This is a genomic window from Chitinophaga solisilvae (assembly GCF_009928525.1).
Classification (GTDB): domain Bacteria; phylum Bacteroidota; class Bacteroidia; order Chitinophagales; family Chitinophagaceae; genus Chitinophaga; species Chitinophaga solisilvae.
In genome coordinates this window covers 38,027-55,095 of sequence record NZ_JAABOK010000015.1, presented here as the reverse complement: position 1 = coordinate 55,095, position 17,069 = coordinate 38,027, and the positions used below count along the sequence as shown (strand labels likewise).

General features: G+C 50.3%; 6 protein-coding genes. 2 read left to right on the top strand and 4 right to left on the bottom strand.

The features are described from left to right. Window positions 1–7: 7 nt before the first annotated feature. The 4 genes from GWG06_RS25100 to GWG06_RS25085 all read right to left on the bottom strand — a co-directional run bounded on the left by GWG06_RS25100 (window position 8) and on the right by GWG06_RS25085 (window position 7,053). Window positions 8–1,357: a RagB/SusD family nutrient uptake outer membrane protein gene (locus GWG06_RS25100; protein WP_160716876.1), complete on the bottom strand. Its 1,350-nt coding sequence runs from the start codon at window positions 1,355–1,357 to the stop codon at window positions 8–10. A gap of 10 nt (window positions 1,358–1,367) precedes the next feature. Beyond that, window positions 1,368–4,919 carry a SusC/RagA family TonB-linked outer membrane protein gene (locus tag GWG06_RS25095; protein ID WP_160716874.1) on the bottom strand — a complete coding sequence of 1,184 codons (3,552 nt, stop codon included), beginning with the start codon at window positions 4,917–4,919 and terminating at the stop codon, window positions 1,368–1,370. 282 nt (window positions 4,920–5,201) lie between these two features. Beyond that, complete coding sequence (locus GWG06_RS25090; protein WP_160716872.1) at window positions 5,202–6,365, bottom strand: FecR family protein; 1,164 nt, start codon at window positions 6,363–6,365, stop codon at window positions 5,202–5,204. 100 nt (window positions 6,366–6,465) lie between these two features. Next, window positions 6,466–7,053, bottom strand: coding sequence for an RNA polymerase sigma factor (locus GWG06_RS25085; RefSeq protein WP_160716870.1), 588 nt, complete (start codon window positions 7,051–7,053; stop codon window positions 6,466–6,468). Window positions 7,054–8,502: 1,449 nt separating this feature from the next. Here GWG06_RS25085 and GWG06_RS25080 point away from each other — a divergent pair. After that, window positions 8,503–10,512 carry an AMP-binding protein gene (locus tag GWG06_RS25080; RefSeq protein ID WP_160716868.1) on the top strand — a complete coding sequence of 670 codons (2,010 nt, stop codon included), beginning with the start codon at window positions 8,503–8,505 and terminating at the stop codon, window positions 10,510–10,512. Continuing rightward, window positions 10,509–17,069, top strand: coding sequence for a non-ribosomal peptide synthetase (locus tag GWG06_RS25075; RefSeq protein ID WP_160716866.1), 6,561 nt, complete (start codon window positions 10,509–10,511; stop codon window positions 17,067–17,069). The genes GWG06_RS25080 and GWG06_RS25075 overlap by 4 nt, the downstream gene beginning before the upstream one ends.

The window sequence follows — 17,069 nt, the reverse complement described above, 5'->3', positions numbered from 1 at the left end:
TGATTGTTTAACGGTCGTTTAATTGTATGTCCGGATTAAATTGCTGCACACGGGCAGGAATCTGGAAAACATATTTCCTGCTGCCGGGTTCCAGCGTTGCCTTTAAAACACCGGTGCTGTTCACTCTACGCTCTACCAGCGGCATCCGTCCTTCCCGATCCAGGCGTTTCATGTCCATCCAGCGCGGTCCGCGGAAAGCCAGTTCTCTTCTGCGTTCTTCCAGCACTTTCTTCAGCGCGTCTTCCTGTCCGCTGGCTGTCACCGGCTTATAGGCTGCCGGTGTAAAGCGGTGTTTCCGCAGCTGGTTCAGCATATTCATGGCTGCATCCGGCTGATTTTTCCGCGCCAGTACTTCTGCCTTGTTCAGATACATTTCCTGATAGGTAGTACCGAAATTGAAATAGCCATTTTCGGCGGAATAATGGTAATCATCCGGTGTTGAAGCTAAGGTATAGGTCAGGAACTCTTTCCGCAGGTCGCCGGATTCATACAAATCACTCAGCGCATGCTGCATACCCATCCCGCCGGGGATTTCATAATCCAAGGATCCCCGCTGCCAGATAACTTCGGGGCTGAAGTCCGTGGGCGGAAAAGAATAGGCATCTTCATAATCATTATAGTTCAGCATGGCATGCGGCGCTGCCAGTAGCAGGTCGGTATACTTACCGCAGTTGTCATAATCCTGCATATAGAGATAGACTCTGGCGAGCAGGCTGTAGGCCGCATTTTTGGTAGGCCGGTATTTGTTGAGGTTGGTCAGCGGAAGGGAGGCAATGGCATCGGTTACGTTGGTGATGATGGTATCCAGTGTTGTTTTTAGGGAGGCGCGCGGCGGTGTTTTACTGGTGACATCTGTACTGTGTACAAGCGGTAATCCCGGATCGCTGGCGGCAGTAGCCGGATTGTAAGCCTTCGCGAAGAGCGTCAGCAGCATGAAGTAACAGTCTGCCCGTACTACCAGCGCTTCGGCCAGTGTGGCTGCACGCGCTTCCGGTGAGCCATCTGTTGCCGACATCACATTATTGATGATGACATTGGTATGGTAAATACTGTTGTACAGATCTCCCCAGGCTACCGGATTATCTTTTTCGTTCTGGTCAATGCCAGGCCGCCAGTAGTAGGCATTGGCTGCCGGTACCGTGCTGATGTCATCAAATTCTTCATAGTAATTATCTGTACAATACAGCAATACGGCCGGAAAAGTAAGTGTCAGCTGCCTGGAGTTCAGCATCAGCTGATAATCGTTCAGCTTCTCCGGAATCAGGATGCCTTTGGGCTTTACATCCAGGAACTTGTTGCAGCCGGAGATACCGGCGGCGGCAAGTAAAAGGATTAAGACAATATGAAATGATCTCATAGCTGAATAATTAGAAGTTAGTAAAAAGGGAAATACTGTAAAGCGGCCGTTGCGGCAGTCTGCGCACACCGCTGACACGGTCAATGGCATCAGGGTCTATATCATTGCCGCTGAACGTATAATAGAACAGGTTCTGGCCCTGTAACCGGAGCTGTGTCTGGCTAAGTCCCATCCGCCTGATAAAATTGAACTTCGGATTATAGGTGATGATAAGGTCGCGTAACCGGATATAATCTGCACGGCGTACAAACTGTGATGCATAGCGGTAACCGTAACGGGCATACGAAGGAAAGTAATAAGGGTCCTGCAGCGTACCGGGCGCAATGCCGGGTATATTGGTCCGCAGTTCATCCCCTGGCTGCTTCCAGTAGTCTGAAGACCCTTTCAGCAGCATCGTGCCGTAGGAGCCGAGATTCGCCGGGTTCGGCGGTTCTACCCGCATAATATGACCGCCGTAGTACATAAAGAGGAATGACAGGTCAAAGTCACCGATGGAGAACTGGTTGTTCAGTCCCAGTACATATTTAGGCGTGGTAGTACCGTTATAGATCAGGTCTTCAAAAGCTACATCTACCACTGCATTACCGTAGAAGTCCAGAATATGCCGGCCTCCTTTGGTATCATAAACAAATGGTTTGCCCTTGTCTGTCAGCCCTCCGTAATTATAGCTGAATATGGCATCCATCGGGTAGCCCTGCCGGTTAATACGGGAGCTGGTAATATCTTCCGATGTTTTATATTCTCCTGCTTTGACGGCCAGCACTTTATTGTTGTTCAGGGAGGCGGTAAGACTTGTACGCCACTCGAAACGGCGGTTCCGGAGGTTGACGGAAGAGATCAGCAGATCGATGCCGCTGTTCCGGATAGTTGCGGTATTGGCATTGTACTGGTTAAATCCGCTGGTGGGGTCAGCATCATACTGACCGAATACATCTTTTGTTTTTTTATGGTAATAATCCAGGGAGCCGAACAGGCGGTTGTTGAAGAAGCCATAGTCCAGCCGCAGGTTATAGGTTTGTGTCGTTTCCCAGCGTAACGACTGGTTTTCGGGTGTTATCACATAGTTCGAGGGTTGTGATACCTCAAACATATTATTCAGCTGAGAAGCGAGGATCAGGAATGCGCCGTTGTTGCTGACAGGTACATTTCCGTTGAAGCCTGTGGTAGCGTTAAGTTTCAGCTCACTGATCCAGGAAACGTCTTTCAGGAAATTCTCCATATGCAGCCGCCAGGCGCCACCGGCGGACCATAGTGGGCGGAACTTGTATTTAGGATCTACCCCGAACAGGTTGGACTGATCGATACGGTAGCTGCCGGTAACGATATATTTACTGTTGTAGATATAGGTACCCTGTGCATACCAGGAAAGAAAGCGCCTGTCGGAGCTGGTTTCGTTGAGATATTCTGTCAGCGTCATGCCGCCGCCGAACTGGGTTACATCCGGGAAAGCCGCATTACCGTAAAGGGTGGCACGCTGCATATTAACAGGTCTGCTGAGGAGTGATTGCGGATCATATCCGAAGTAGCTGTTAAGATAACTTTCGCCGGTAGTTTTCCGCTGTTCCGCACCCAGGATACCGGATACTTCATGGAGGCTGCGGGCGCTGCGGTTGTCAAAATTCAGCTGCGCGCGCAGGGTATAGTTCAGCACTTTCTGATCTGTTCTGCGAAGAATATTGCCCTGCGGAATATCGATGAATAATGCCCTGCCGTCGGGACCTTTGGTCGCTTTCAGGTTCAGCAGTTTACGCACCGTGTAGGACTGTTCATCCAGCAGGTTGTTTTGTACGCCTTGCTGCAGTTCATAATTGCCGCCTGCTTCTGCGGACATCCATTCGTTGATTTTTCCTTCCACGCGGGCCTGCGCGCGGAAAGTGTTTGTTTTGGTTTTAGTGGTGTTGGCAGTGAGTTCCCGGTAAGGGTAATACAGCTGATCGTACAGGCCCACGGCCAGCAGGCGGTTGTTACGCAGGCGGCTCACGCCGAAGTTGAGGTATTCGCGGTTGGTGCCTTGTGCTACCGCCAGCGGAATACCATTGGCATCAGCCAGCTTTTCATAGGGATAGAAGTCGGTAAGGGGAGCGGTTGTTCCGTTTTCAGAAACAGCATGCGCATATACGCCGCGGAAATCCATTTTCAGGCGTTTGGAAAGCTGATACGTGTTGGCAATGTTCAGGATCAGCTGATTGTTTTTCGAGCGGTTGTTCACCGGTTGTTCTGCAATGTAGTTCACTCCCAGCAGGTAGGTACTTCTTTCATTTCCGCCGCTGATGTCCAGGTTGACATTGCTGGCCATACGGGTGCGGTAAAAGAGATTTTTATATTCCTGCGTATTGTCTGAACCGCCCAGCGAATCGAGTTTTTGACGGGCAGCAGCCGGTGTGATCCGTTTTTGCTGCTCATCAAAGAGGATGGCCGTAGCGGGGCTCATCGGGCGGCCATAGGCAATGTAGGCGCTTTCATCGGGTTTGGTGCGTCTGAACACCGCTTCCTGCAGGGATACAAATTCCTGCGCTCCGGCAAAGCGGAGGTAACCAAAATCGGGAGACTCCTGAAAGGCAGTAGTGGCGCGCATACTGAGCCTGGCCTTACCTGATTTGCCACGTTTGGTTTCCACCACGATTACGCCGTTGGAGGCACGTACGCCGTAAATGGCTGCTGCTGCGGCATCCCGCAGGACGGAAATAGAAACGATGTCGATCGGATTGATGGTATTGAGATCTATCTCTGTCGGAAATCCATCTACTACTATCAGCGGCTTTTTCACCGCGTCGAAAGTAGACACGCCGCGGATAGACAATTCTCCTGACTGGCTGTTATACACCAGGCCGGGAACCTTACCCTCCAGGCTTTCCAGGAAGTTACCGGTAACGGCTACACGCTGATCGTATTCCTTTTGCGTTACCAGCGAGGCTGCGCCGGTGAGCTGGTATTTAGGGATTTTTTTATACCCCGTGGAGATGGTCACATTCTCCAGGTTATGTACATCTGCCCGGAGCGTAATCTGCAGATGACTGCGGCCATTCACGGCAATTTCCTGCCGGATATACCCGATCATCTGCACGATAAGAACAGCGTCGCCTTCCGCTCCGGCAGTAAAGCTGAATGCGCCTTCATTATCGGTGACGGCGCCGCGGCTACTGCCTTTCAGCAGAATGGTTACGCCGGGTAACGGTTCCCCTTTTTCATTGACCACCATACCTTTCAGCACGGCCGGCGGGGCTGCCGCCAACTGCTGTTCCCCGTCGCCGGAGAGCTGCGATGGCCGCGGTTTTTCCGTTACCAGGATCGTATTGTTGCGGATCACATATTTCAGCGGCTGTTCCCTGAACGTCAGTTCCAGGAATGTTTCCAGCTGCATGTTATGTGCATCTACCGATACTTTTCTGATATCTTTCAGCAGGGCAACATTATACACCACGAGGAAACCAGTCTGCTCCCTGATGACGGAAAATACTTTTTCCATCGGTACATTTTTCCCGGAAAAGGTGATAGGCTGCGCCTCACTGGTAGCAGATACCTGCAGGAATACGGCGGTGAGCAGCAAGAGAGTAAGTTTCATGATTTTCAGTAACGGAATCGCTGAACGGCGTTGCGATTCCCTGATTCTGGCTGATAACCGGCAGCTGTGTGTTGCTGATACTCCGGGAACAGGCGAATGTGGCACACCTTTCCCGGACCGGTTACAAAGAGCATTTAATTGCATAGCTTTGCAATGGTTTAGTTGATGAATAAGCAGTCTTGCAGGACTTGTTTTCTCAGTTGAGCCAGTTTTAACCGGAAGCGCTTCGAACCGCTTCCGGTTTTTTGTGGCATATGGTTACGGTTTTGGTTGACAAAAGCATTAAGGCATTACAATCAGTTTCCTTCCCGATAATTTAAAATGTACACCTGATCCCTGCAGAAATTCCAGTACATCCTTCAGTTCCAGATCCCTGCCCATTTCCCCGCCGAAAGTAATGGCCGGGATATTTTTCTCATACACTACCTCCACATCATACCAGCGGGCGATCTGCCGCATCACCTCTTCCAGGGTGGCGTGCTGGAAATTAAATATGCCATTCTTCCAGGCTACTGCCTGCGCGGTATTGGCATGAGTGTTTACGGTAACTGTCTGAGTGATCACGGCCTGTTCTCCGGGCTGCAATATACTGTTGCCGGCAGCAGCTTTCACCCGGATCTTTCCCTGCAGCAGGGTAGTGCGCAAGGCTGTTTCATCCGTATAGGCGTTCACGTTAAAGCTGGTGCCTAATACTTCGATGACGGCGCCATTGGCCGTTTTTACGGTAAACGGCCTGTGCGGATCGGGAGCTACTTCAAAGTAGGCTTCTCCGGTAACCGTTACACTCCTTTCGCCTTCCGGGAATACAACCGGATAATGCAGCGAGGAGGCTGCATTCAGCCACACGGCGGTGCCATCCGGCAGCATTACCCGGAACTGGCGTCCCCGTGGGGTCGTCATGGTATTGTAGGCCGGCAGGGCAGCAGCAGCGCCGTTGTGCGTATACAGCAGCTGACCATGCTGCAGCCTTACATCCGCGCGGCCCTGCCGGGAGATCACCCCGTTTTGCAGACTGTCCAGCACCAGCCGGGAACCATCTGCCAGCGTAAGTATAGCGCCTTCCCTGCCGGGAAGTATTGAGTGAACGGAGTGTTGCGCCACGGTGGCCGGCGGTTTCGGACGGGTCAGGAAATACAGGCCCGTACCCAGTAACAGCACCGCTGCTGCTGCCGCTGCCCACCAGCGTTTCACAGATACCACCACTGCGCCGGAAGTGGCGGCTGTGCGGCGGTTCGCCTCCTCCAGTATATAAGAGAACATCGCCGCTTTATCGGCTGGCATATGCCCGGCAGGATGACTATGGTGCAGAATGGCTTCTATGGCGGCTTCCTGCATGTCGGCATCCCTGTCTTCCAGCACCCATTGCCGCAGCTGCTGCAATTCAGCTGCAGTAATACTGTCGTCTGTGAATTTTTGTACCAGGTGTTGAAATTCGGATGGCGGCATATTTTCTGTTGTTAAAATAATAATGGCATCAGCAGCCGGAAGGCCACTCAGGATAAAGACAATTAAATAAGCAGGGGTAAGACGTCTGGAAGAAAAAAAATTATTTGAAGAGGAAAAAGACGACGATACCGAGTTTGACGGCATCTTTGCCCAGGTGCCTGCGAATCGCAAGCAGACAGCGGACCATATATGTTTTGGAAGAAACAACGGAGATATTCATACGGAGGGCAATTTCTTCATGCGTCAGCCCTTCCTGCCGGCTCAGCAGGAATACCGTCTGCATTTGCGGCGGTAAATTCCGGATGGCCTGGTGCACGGAGCTTTCCAGCTCCTTATATTCTATACGCTCCTGCGGCGTTAAATTATTATCCCTGAAATAGGTATGGAGGAACGCTTCATTTTCTACCGGAAGAATCTTTTTCTTTAACTCATTCCGGATAACATTTCTGGCTACAGTAAACAGCCAGGCATCAAAACGGTCTACAGTCGCCAGTTTCAGCCGGTTTACCCATATCCGGATAAAAATCTCCTGCGTGAGATCCTGCGCCAGCTCCTCCGATTTGGTGAAATGCAGTGCATTCATATACATTCTGTCAGCGTACCTGTCAAATAATAACCTGTACGCATTTTCATCTCCGGCAGCTACCAGCCGGAGCAGTTCCCGCTCATTGTCTGAAGTATTTGACATGCTGAAATTGTCTCCCTGCGAATAATTGGTTGATTTTCCGTTAAAAGTAGCAAAAAGATTGAAAATTACGAATGACGGATGACGAATGGCAAATGCGGGGTGAAGATCTGAGCAGGGGGAGGTGAGATGCCGGGATGAATAACTGGTTTTTATTTTACTGACAGGAGAAATATTCCGTGAAAGTATCTGGCTTTTTAAACCGGGCGTAAAAAATCGTTTTAATCATCTGCCTGAATATTATCAGATATCTGCTGCTGCATTTTTAATTCAGTACTTCAAAAAAAATTTTTTTTAAGAAGTGAAAAAAATCTTCAGCACTGCAATTTTGTATCACGCAATTCAAATATTAGGATACCTTTCTATAGTATAGTACGTAGAAATCAGCGCAGTGAAATATGTTAATGCGGAACAATATAAAAATCCGTTTAATGTCTTGCTGGTATTGGGTATGCTGGTGATGAAGCAGGTCGCAGTTATATTTTTACTGCCATAAAATTGCGGTAGAAAGTATTTTTTTTCAAGTGCCAAAATAAAATTTGGTTGTAAGATTTTTTTTGTATTATTGCTGTAAATATACCTCACCGAGGTAAACCCAAATTTTCAGCACACTTTTAATTGTTGTTAGCTTGGTTTGTGCCCAGGATGTTAAGAGCATTAGAATCTGAAAACAAGTAATGGTCCTTTGTTAATTAGTTAATTGCTGACACTAAAATCGTAAACCGCGTTAATTTCGTTAATTCTATGAAATGTGGAGATATTTGCCCTAGATGATGGCCAGCGATAGATGAGCCTTCAGACCTTTGCCCGAGTGTTTACTGGTACTTTTCGGTTTTCCTGTGCACTTTTCCGGCTGTTAAATCAATTTATATAACTGTCATATTGCAATACTACAGAGGTAGTAGTGTAGTGCGATTCGTATTCCATCAGCGCGTTATGCAGTATTATCAATGCCGGATGACAACCGGTAACGAGAGCTTTCTGTAATTCCAAATGATTCCTGTCTCAACTGTTCAGGTTTATCGTACAGTCATGTTAGTAAGGATTTCATATTACATACACTTATCCGTTATCCCTTACAGGATGCGGGAAGAATGAGGCTGACCTGAGTTTAGAGGGTCCACTTGTTTATTGATATTTTATTGTACACTTTGCATTGTTCCGGCAGGAATGATCGGGCATTGCCATGCCTTTACGATCCTGTAGAATGATGAAAAAATTTTTTTTGATATGCGGAGCTATCAGCCTTTCTCTCAACATTATCAACCCTGTTACCGGTTGCAGGGTATGGTCTCTTTGTACCCCCAAAGCCTGCCAGCATCAGTCAGTTCATTTTTTCAGATGCCATACAAACGTTCCGGAAATCAATGACAACGTTATAATGTCTTGTTAGCTATATACCTGATTAATCCCTGCTTGTCTCTGTAATTTCATCATTAATAAAGAGGAATTGTGATTATTGGATCTTTGTTCAAACATGCCGTGTTGATTCCTGATAAGACTGCATTCACTTTACTGGAGGATGGTGAATCACGTGTGCGGAGTATTTCCTATCGTACGTTGTATGACCATGTACAACAATCGGGAGAATACCTGAAGCGTCAGCGTTCAGGTGATACTGTCGCCTTATTGTTTTATCAGGATGTCATCGACTTTACCATTGCTTTCCTTGCCTGCCAGTATGCAGGCATTATTGCAGTACCGGTTTACTTTGCCCGGGGTGCGAAACATGTGTCCAGGATGCATGCGCTGGCAGAAGATGCGGAAGCAGCCATCATACTGACAAGCGATAGCCTGGCAGGATATGTGCAGCAGCATTTTGTCCGCGCAGATAAACCTGTCAGCATCATTATCACTGATCGCGGAGACTTTCCTGCAACCACGCAGGAACATACGCCGGCTACCGATCAGGAAATTGCGTTTCTGCAATATACTTCAGGGTCTACCGGCAGGCCCAAAGGCGTAACGGTAACAGCTTCTTCCCTGATACATAATCAGCAGGTGATACAACATGCCTTCGGCTGCGATACCAGCTCCGTTATTTTTTCCTGGTTGCCCTTTCATCATGATATGGGGCTTATCGGTAGTCTGCTGCATACTATTTTCGTCGGTTGTTCCTGCGTACTGATGGCGCCTGCACATTTCATCCAGCGGCCATTGCGCTGGTTGTCTGCTATTTCATCCTATAAGGTAACGCATAGCGGCGGTCCCAATTTCGGATATGAGCTATGTGTCAGCAGAATCGCGCGGGAAGACCTTCCCGCCCTGGATTTGTCTTCCTGGAAAGTAGCCTACAACGGCGCTGAACCTGTACGCTACGATACCATGCGTGCGTTCAGTGAATTTTTCCGTACCGCTGGTTTTAGTGAGGAGTCCTTTCATCCTTGCTACGGGCTTGCAGAAGCCACACTGATGGTAACCGGCGTTAGAAGCGGGCCGTTGCCCGTAGTGATGCATATCCCCAAAGATATGGCTGCCGCTGCGCAGATGCAGCCGGTATCCGCTGCATCTGCAAACACCATTACCCTCGTCAGCTCCGGCGCCGTGACACCGGATATGGATGTAAGGATCATTGCTCCGGCCAGCAACCTGGAATGCAGCGCCCTGGAAGTAGGAGAAATCTGTATATCCGGTGAAAGCGTAACAGCAGGCTACTGGAAGAAGGATAATACGGCGCTCTTCCATCTCGCAGATGGCCGCCGCTACCTCAGAACAGGCGACCTGGGATTTCTTTCCGGCAGCGAACTTTTTGTGCATGGCAGGCTGAAAGAAATGCTGATTATACGCGGCGAAAATTTCTATCCATACGATATTGAACACCACGCAGCAGATAGCCACGAAGCGATAGAACCTGGCGGGGTAGCGGTATTCAGCGTGATGCAGCCGCAGGAATCGTTTGCGGTGATCGCGGAAATAAAACGCCAGGCCATTCAGCAGACGGATCTGCAGGAAGTTATCCTGGCAATCCGGAAAAATATCGCCGACACTTTCGGTATCACCCCTCATGAAATTATACTGACAACGCCGCTGGGTATACCCAGAACCACCAGCGGTAAACTGCAACGCGGTAAGTGCACTACGCTGTACCAGGAGCAGGCCTTTCAACTGCTTGCAGCTTCCGGTCACCTTACCGATGCCGCCGCAGAGATGCCGGCAACGGAAGCAGTACTGCCCGAAAACCCTGACAGCAGGGATATACGGCATTATGTGCTGACAGTCATCTCTTCAAAAACAGGTATACCACAGCATCATTTTTCTTCTGAAGATATAGAACTGACGGAGCTGGGACTTGACTCACTCCGTTCCATGGAAGTTATCAATACTATTAACAAGGATCTGCAGATCAACCTGGACGCATCAGTGCTGTTACGCAACAGCACCTTGTCTGCGCTGACAGAAGGCATCGAAAGCCTGCTGTGGCTGAAATCTGCACACGCCGCAGGGAATGAGATTATCATATGAACGCATTACAGCTTATTACAGCATTAAAGAAAAATAAGGTTGTTCCCAGGTTACACGGAGATCAGCTGAAACTGGTAGGAGAGGTAAAGAACCTCTCTGCGGAACTGATGGAAGAAATTAAATCTGCTAAAGCAGAGCTGATCGCTTTACTGAAGAATTCCGCTGAGCATGCTGCTGCTCCTATTCCCGTGGTAGCCAGACAACAGCATTATCCCTTGTCCAATGCGCAGACCCGTATGTGGGCATTGCATCACCTGGGCGGGGGCACCGTTTATAATATTGTTACCAGCCTTTACCTCAGGGGAGAGGTGTCACATGTGGCACTGGAGAATGCTTTCCGCCAATCCGTTGCCCGGCATGAAAGTCTGCGTACCTTCTTCCGGGAGGTAAACGGGGAACCTCGTCAGTTCATTGCTGCCGACATGCCGCTGAGTGTAGGCTTCAAAGATATCCGCTCCGCGGAAAATATCCGCACGCAACTGGAAGGCCTGGTAGCATCGGCCATCGGCTGGGAGTTTGATCTCCGCAACGGGCCACTGATGAGGGTAGAGCTGTTACGTACCGGAGAACAGGAATACGTGATGGTATTTGCCATGCATCATATTATCAGCGACGGATGGTCTATCGGCGTCATTGTACAGGAAGTATTTTCCGCTTATGAAGCCAACCGCAGAAATGAAGTATACCAGCAGGAACCATTGCCTGTACAGTATAAAGATTATGCCGCCTGGATGTCTGAAAGAACAGCCGGTGCAAGAATGGAACAGGCAACAGCATTCTGGGCCGATGAATTCCGCGAAGCAGTAACGCCGCTGAGTATGCCGGGTGATTTCAGCCGGCCGGATATGAAGACAACCGAAGGCGCAGTTACCAAATTTTATATGGATCCTGCCTTATACCAGCGCATACAGGATTACTGCGGCCAGCATCATATTACTCCCTTCAACTACTTCAGGGCAGTTTGCAACATCCTGTTATATAAATATGCCAATAACAGGGACGTAGTTACCGGTACACCCGTTTCCGGCAGGAATCACTATCAGCTGGAACAACAGGTAGGGCTATACGTAAATACCCTGCCCCTGCGTACCCGGATCGATGAAACACTTTCCTTCCGCGACTTTGTACAGCAGGTGGCAGAGCATTCCTACCGGGCATTTCAGTACCAGGATTTTCCGTTCGACAGTATCGTGGAACTGGTGGATGCAAAACGGGATATCAGCCGTAACCCGCTGTTTGATGTGATGATCGTGTTGCAGGATACTACCATGACGTACAGCAGTATGAACCGGCAGCAGGACTTTCAGCTTTCCGGTCTTGACAGCTACCTGTACGGAACCAGCAGGGCAGAAGATGAAAAACGTCCGGCTAAATTTGACCTGACTTTTATTTTCGATCACGATCCTGACGGCCGGTTTTTTGTGGAGATGGAATATGCCGTAAAACTTTTCCGGAAAGAAACCATCGCGCGGTTTTTCCAGGCATTTACGCATATCAATACGCAGGTGCTGGATACGCCGGATATGCCGCTGGGTGGCATCAGCATTGCCAATGCAGCCGATACAGAGCAGATACTCCACGTGTTTAACCAGCCCGTGCTGCCGGTAACGGAGAAGAGTATCAGTCATCTGATAGCTGACAGCTTCCGGAAATACGCCGGCCATACGGCATTGATAGCAACCGATGCAACGCTTACCTATGCGCAGCTGGATCAGCTGGCAGACAACATCGCGGCGGCATTGCCGCCGAAGCCCCGGCAGCGCGCCTTTGCGGGCATACTCATGCAGCGTACCTCTTTCCTGCCTGCCAGCATACTGGGGGTACTGAGGGCCGGATATGCTTACCTGCCGGTGGATACAAAGTATCCTGCTTCCAGAATCAGCTTCCTGGTAGAAGATGCATCCCCCGATGTAATCCTCACAGATGCCGCCAGCATTACGCTGATTCCGGCAACTTACAAAGGGCTGGTATTGCAGATAGATGATCCTGCAGTTACCGCTTCGCAAAAGACTTTCTCTGCTTCTCAGGATAATCTGCAGGAAGAAACCGCCTATCTGATCTATACTTCCGGATCTACCGGCAAACCGAAAGGAGTGGAGATCTGTCACCGTAATACAATTGCCTTCCTGCACTGGGCCGCAGCAGAATTTGCCGCAACGCCCTGGAACATTGTGTACGCCGCTACCTCCTGCTGCTTCGACCTGTCGGTATTTGAATTTTTCTTCCCGCTGCTTCAGGGTAAAACCATACGCCTGCTGGATGCTGCTACCGAAATTCCGCGCTTTGTGCAGCAGGACAAGGGCATCATGCTGAACACCGTACCGTCTGTGATAAGAAGCCTGGTAGATATGAACATGGACTGGCAGCATGTTACCGCCATAAATATGGCCGGAGAAGCAGTGCCGCGGAAACTCAAGGATGACCTGGATTATCACCGCATGGAAGTCCGCAACCTGTATGGCCCTTCAGAAGATACTACCTACAGCACCATATACCGTTTTACAGATGATGAACATGAGGCTGTGCCCATTGGTAACCCTATCGGCTATACGCAGTTATACATTCTCGATGCACACCTCAATCTGTTACCCGCAGGAGTAGACGGAGAAATTTATCTTACCGGGGAAGGCGTCGCCAAAGGCTATTACAACCGCCCTGAGCTTACCGCAGAGCGGTTCACCGATAATCCCTTCCTGCCCGGCAGAAAAATGTACAGGTCAGGAGACATCGGGTGCTGGCTGCCAGACGGCAATGTAGCCTTCCGGGGGCGTATCGATGACCAGGTGAAAGTGCGCGGTTACCGCATAGAACCCGGTGAAATACAATACACGCTGGAGCAGCATCCTATGGTACGGCAGGCTTATGTAACCCTTGCCCGCGTGGCAGAGGAATACCAGATCGTGGCCTACCTCACCAGCGAAGCATCCCTGGATGCCGAAAGCCTGAAATCCTTTGTGGGCGAACGTATGCCGGCATACATGATTCCTGATTACTGCATACAGCTGCCTGAAATTCCGCTGAACAGCAACGGAAAAGTGGCCAGGGATCAGCTACCTGCGCCCGAAATGTATGTTGCCGCCATGCAGGAGCCGGTGGCCCCGCAAAATCCGCTGGAAGAACAACTGCTCGGTTTATGGAAACAGGTTCTCCGCACAGAACATATCGGTACTACGCATAACTTCTTTGAAGCAGGCGGGCAAAGTCTCAAAGCCATGATGCTGCGCTCCCTGGTAGCTACGGCTTTGTCTAAGCAGATAAGCCTGCAGGAAATATTTGCTCTGCCTACCATCGTGGAACAGGCCCTGCTGCTGCAAAGCAGGCCGGTGGTGATTACCTCCTATATTGAACCTGCTGATACAGCTGCGGATTATCCGATCTCCCTGGCACAGGAACGCCTCTGGGTGCTGACAGGTTTTGAAGAAGCGTCCCGTGCCTATCATATGCCGGCAGCCTTCCGTATCAAAGGGCAGCTGGATGAAACCCTGCTGGAGAAAGCCTTCCGCATGGTAATAGGCAAATATGAAATTTTACGCACGGTATTCACGGAAAGAGAGGGCTTCCCGGTGCAGGTAGTGAAAGCGCCGGAAGATATGTCGTTCGCCGTAGAACTGATAACGGTAACCGAATTTCTGTCTGAAGATGACCTGACTGCACTGCTGCAGCAAAAATGGAGAGCAACCTTTGACCTGCAGAAAGGACCGCTGTTACAATGTTTCATCCTGCGTGCCACTTCAGGAGATATACTTTCCTTCAACATGCACCACATCATCAGCGATGGCTGGTCGCTGGTTGTATTGTGCAATCAGGTGTTACAGGCTTACCGGCTGCTGGCTGCAGGCAATACCAGGGAACTGATGCCGCCCATGCTGCAGTATAAAGATTATGCGGTATGGCAACGGGAGCAGCTGAATGCCGGCTCCATGCAGGAAGACCTGATCTACTGGAAAAATATGTTCGCCGGCGAGATTCCAGCGCTGGTGTTACCATACGACTTTCACCGCCCGGATGTGAAAACATATCAGGGTGCAGAATATACCATGCGCTTCGGCGCTCCTTTTACACAGCGGATAAAGCAGCTGGCAGCCGGTTCCGGCGCAAGCCTCTTTATGCTGCTGATGACAGCAGTGAAGGTGCTGCTTAAAAAATATGCCGGTCAGGACGATATCATCGTGGGCACGCCGGTGGCTGGCCGCAGCATCGAACAGCTGCATGATCAGATCGGCTTCTTTGTCAATACGCTCGCCATCCGCTCTGCTATCCCTTCTGCGGCCTCCTTTGTGGAAGTGCTGCAGCAGGAGAAAGAGGTGATGCTGCAGGCTTTTGAACACCAGCATTTCCCGTTTGAATGGCTGCTGGAACAGCTGGACCTGAAAAGAGATCTCTCCCGCTCCCCGCTGTTCGATGTAATGCTCGTACTGCAGAACATTGACGGCATGGAAAATACCATGGCCGCCCAGGTGACGGAAGACCTGCAGCTGGAAAGAATGGCGGTGCAAACAGGCGTCGCGAAATATGACCTGCTGTTTTCTTTTGCAGAAAACGACGGTGAACTGAGCCTGGCCCTGGAATACAATACTGCGCTGTTCAGAGAAGGCACCATCGTCAGAACGGTGAAACACCTGGTACGACTGCTGGAACAGGTAACGGTACAACCTGAAATGGCCGTATGTGAAATTGTATTACCCGATAGTGAAGAACTGCGGCTGATTACGATGCAGGCAGACCAGACCTGGGTGCCCTATAATACGGCTGCTACCATCAACAGCCTGTTCCGGGAAACGGTTACCCGTTATCCGGATAATATTGCGCTGAGATGTGGTGAAACACAGCTGACCTACAGCCGGCTGGATGAAGCCAGCGGCCGCCTCGCATACAGGCTGCTGCATGATTACCACGTGATGCCGGAAGACCTGATTGTACTGCATACTGGCAGAACCGAATGGATGATGGTGGCGATACTGGCAGTGCTCAAAGCCGGTGCAGCCTATGTGCCGGTAGATCCGGGCTATCCGCTCACACGTAAAGACTATATTATCCGCGACTCCGGTACAAGGCTGATACTCACGGATACGTCCGTGGACAGCACTTTGCAGGATATGTTCCCGGACTGCCGCTTTGTTGACATTACTGCATTGCCATATGATAACGCTACTGCTGAAGTAGCAGTACCGCCTGCCGGACTGGCCTACGTGATCTATACTTCCGGTACTACCGGTAATCCCAAAGGCGTACTGGTAGAACACCGCAATGTAACCCGGCTGCTGTTCAACGATAATAACCTGTTTGACTTCGGTCCGGAAGATAAGTGGACGTTGTTCCATTCCTATTGCTTTGACTTCTCCGTATGGGAAATGTACGGCGCCCTCCTGAACGGGGGCACGCTGGTGATGGTGCCGTCAGAAACGGCGCAGGACAGCATCGCCTTCTTTGATTTTTTAGTACAGGAAAAAATCACAGTGCTGAACCAGACGCCTACTGCATTCCGCAGCCTGCTGCTGCATAACCAGGACAGATTATCTGCAGCGCCGCTGCGCTACCTCATCTTTGGCGGCGAGGCGCTGATGCCCGCTATCCTCGATGCATGGAGCCTGAGCTGCCCCGGCTGTAAAAATATCAATATGTACGGCATCACAGAAACTACGGTGCACGTGACGTATAAAGAAATCACCCGCAGTGAGATAGAAGAAAACCGCAGCAACATAGGCATACCAATTCCTACGCTGAGCTGCTACATTCTGGATAACGACCTGCAACGTACACCCGTTGGCGTTACCGGCGAACTCTGTGTTGGCGGCGCCGGTGTTGCACGTGGCTACCTCGGCCGGCCGGAGCTTACCGCACAGCGTTTCATTGACAACCCCTTTATCCCCGGTGAAAAATTATACCGCTCCGGTGATTACGCCCGTATCATGGACAACGGTGATATAGAATACATCGGCCGCCGGGACGATCAGGTAAAAATCAGGGGACACCGTATTGAGATCGCAGAGATAGAATCCGCCTTCATGGCGCTGCCGGAAGTTAAAGATGCGGTAGTAATTATCTGGAAAAACAATGCGGCAGAAGCGGAACTGGCTGCTTATTTCATCCCGGCGGCAGAGGCAACGGCGCCTGCGCTCCGCAAAAAGCTGCTCGCTTCCCTCCCCGGTTATATGGTGCCTGCGCATATTATTCCGCTGGAAGATTTTCCGCTCAACGCCAACGGTAAACTGGACAAAACTGCCCTGCCCCGCGCAGAGAGCATGACACAGGATATGCATACGGCATACGAAGGCCCGCGTAATGAAACGGATGAAAAAATCATCGCCATCTGGGAAGCCATACTGGACCGCTCCCGCATCGGTATCAAAGACAATTTCTTCGACCTGGGTGGTCACAGCCTGAAGGCTACACGCGTGATATCACGCGTGCAGGAATCTTTCGGAATCAAAATAGATATGAAAACACTCTTTATCGATCCCACAGTTGAACATTTGTCTGACTATATCGAAACGATGAAGTGGATGGACGAAAGCAATGAAGTAATAGCCGGCAGTGAAGACGAAATAATATTTTAG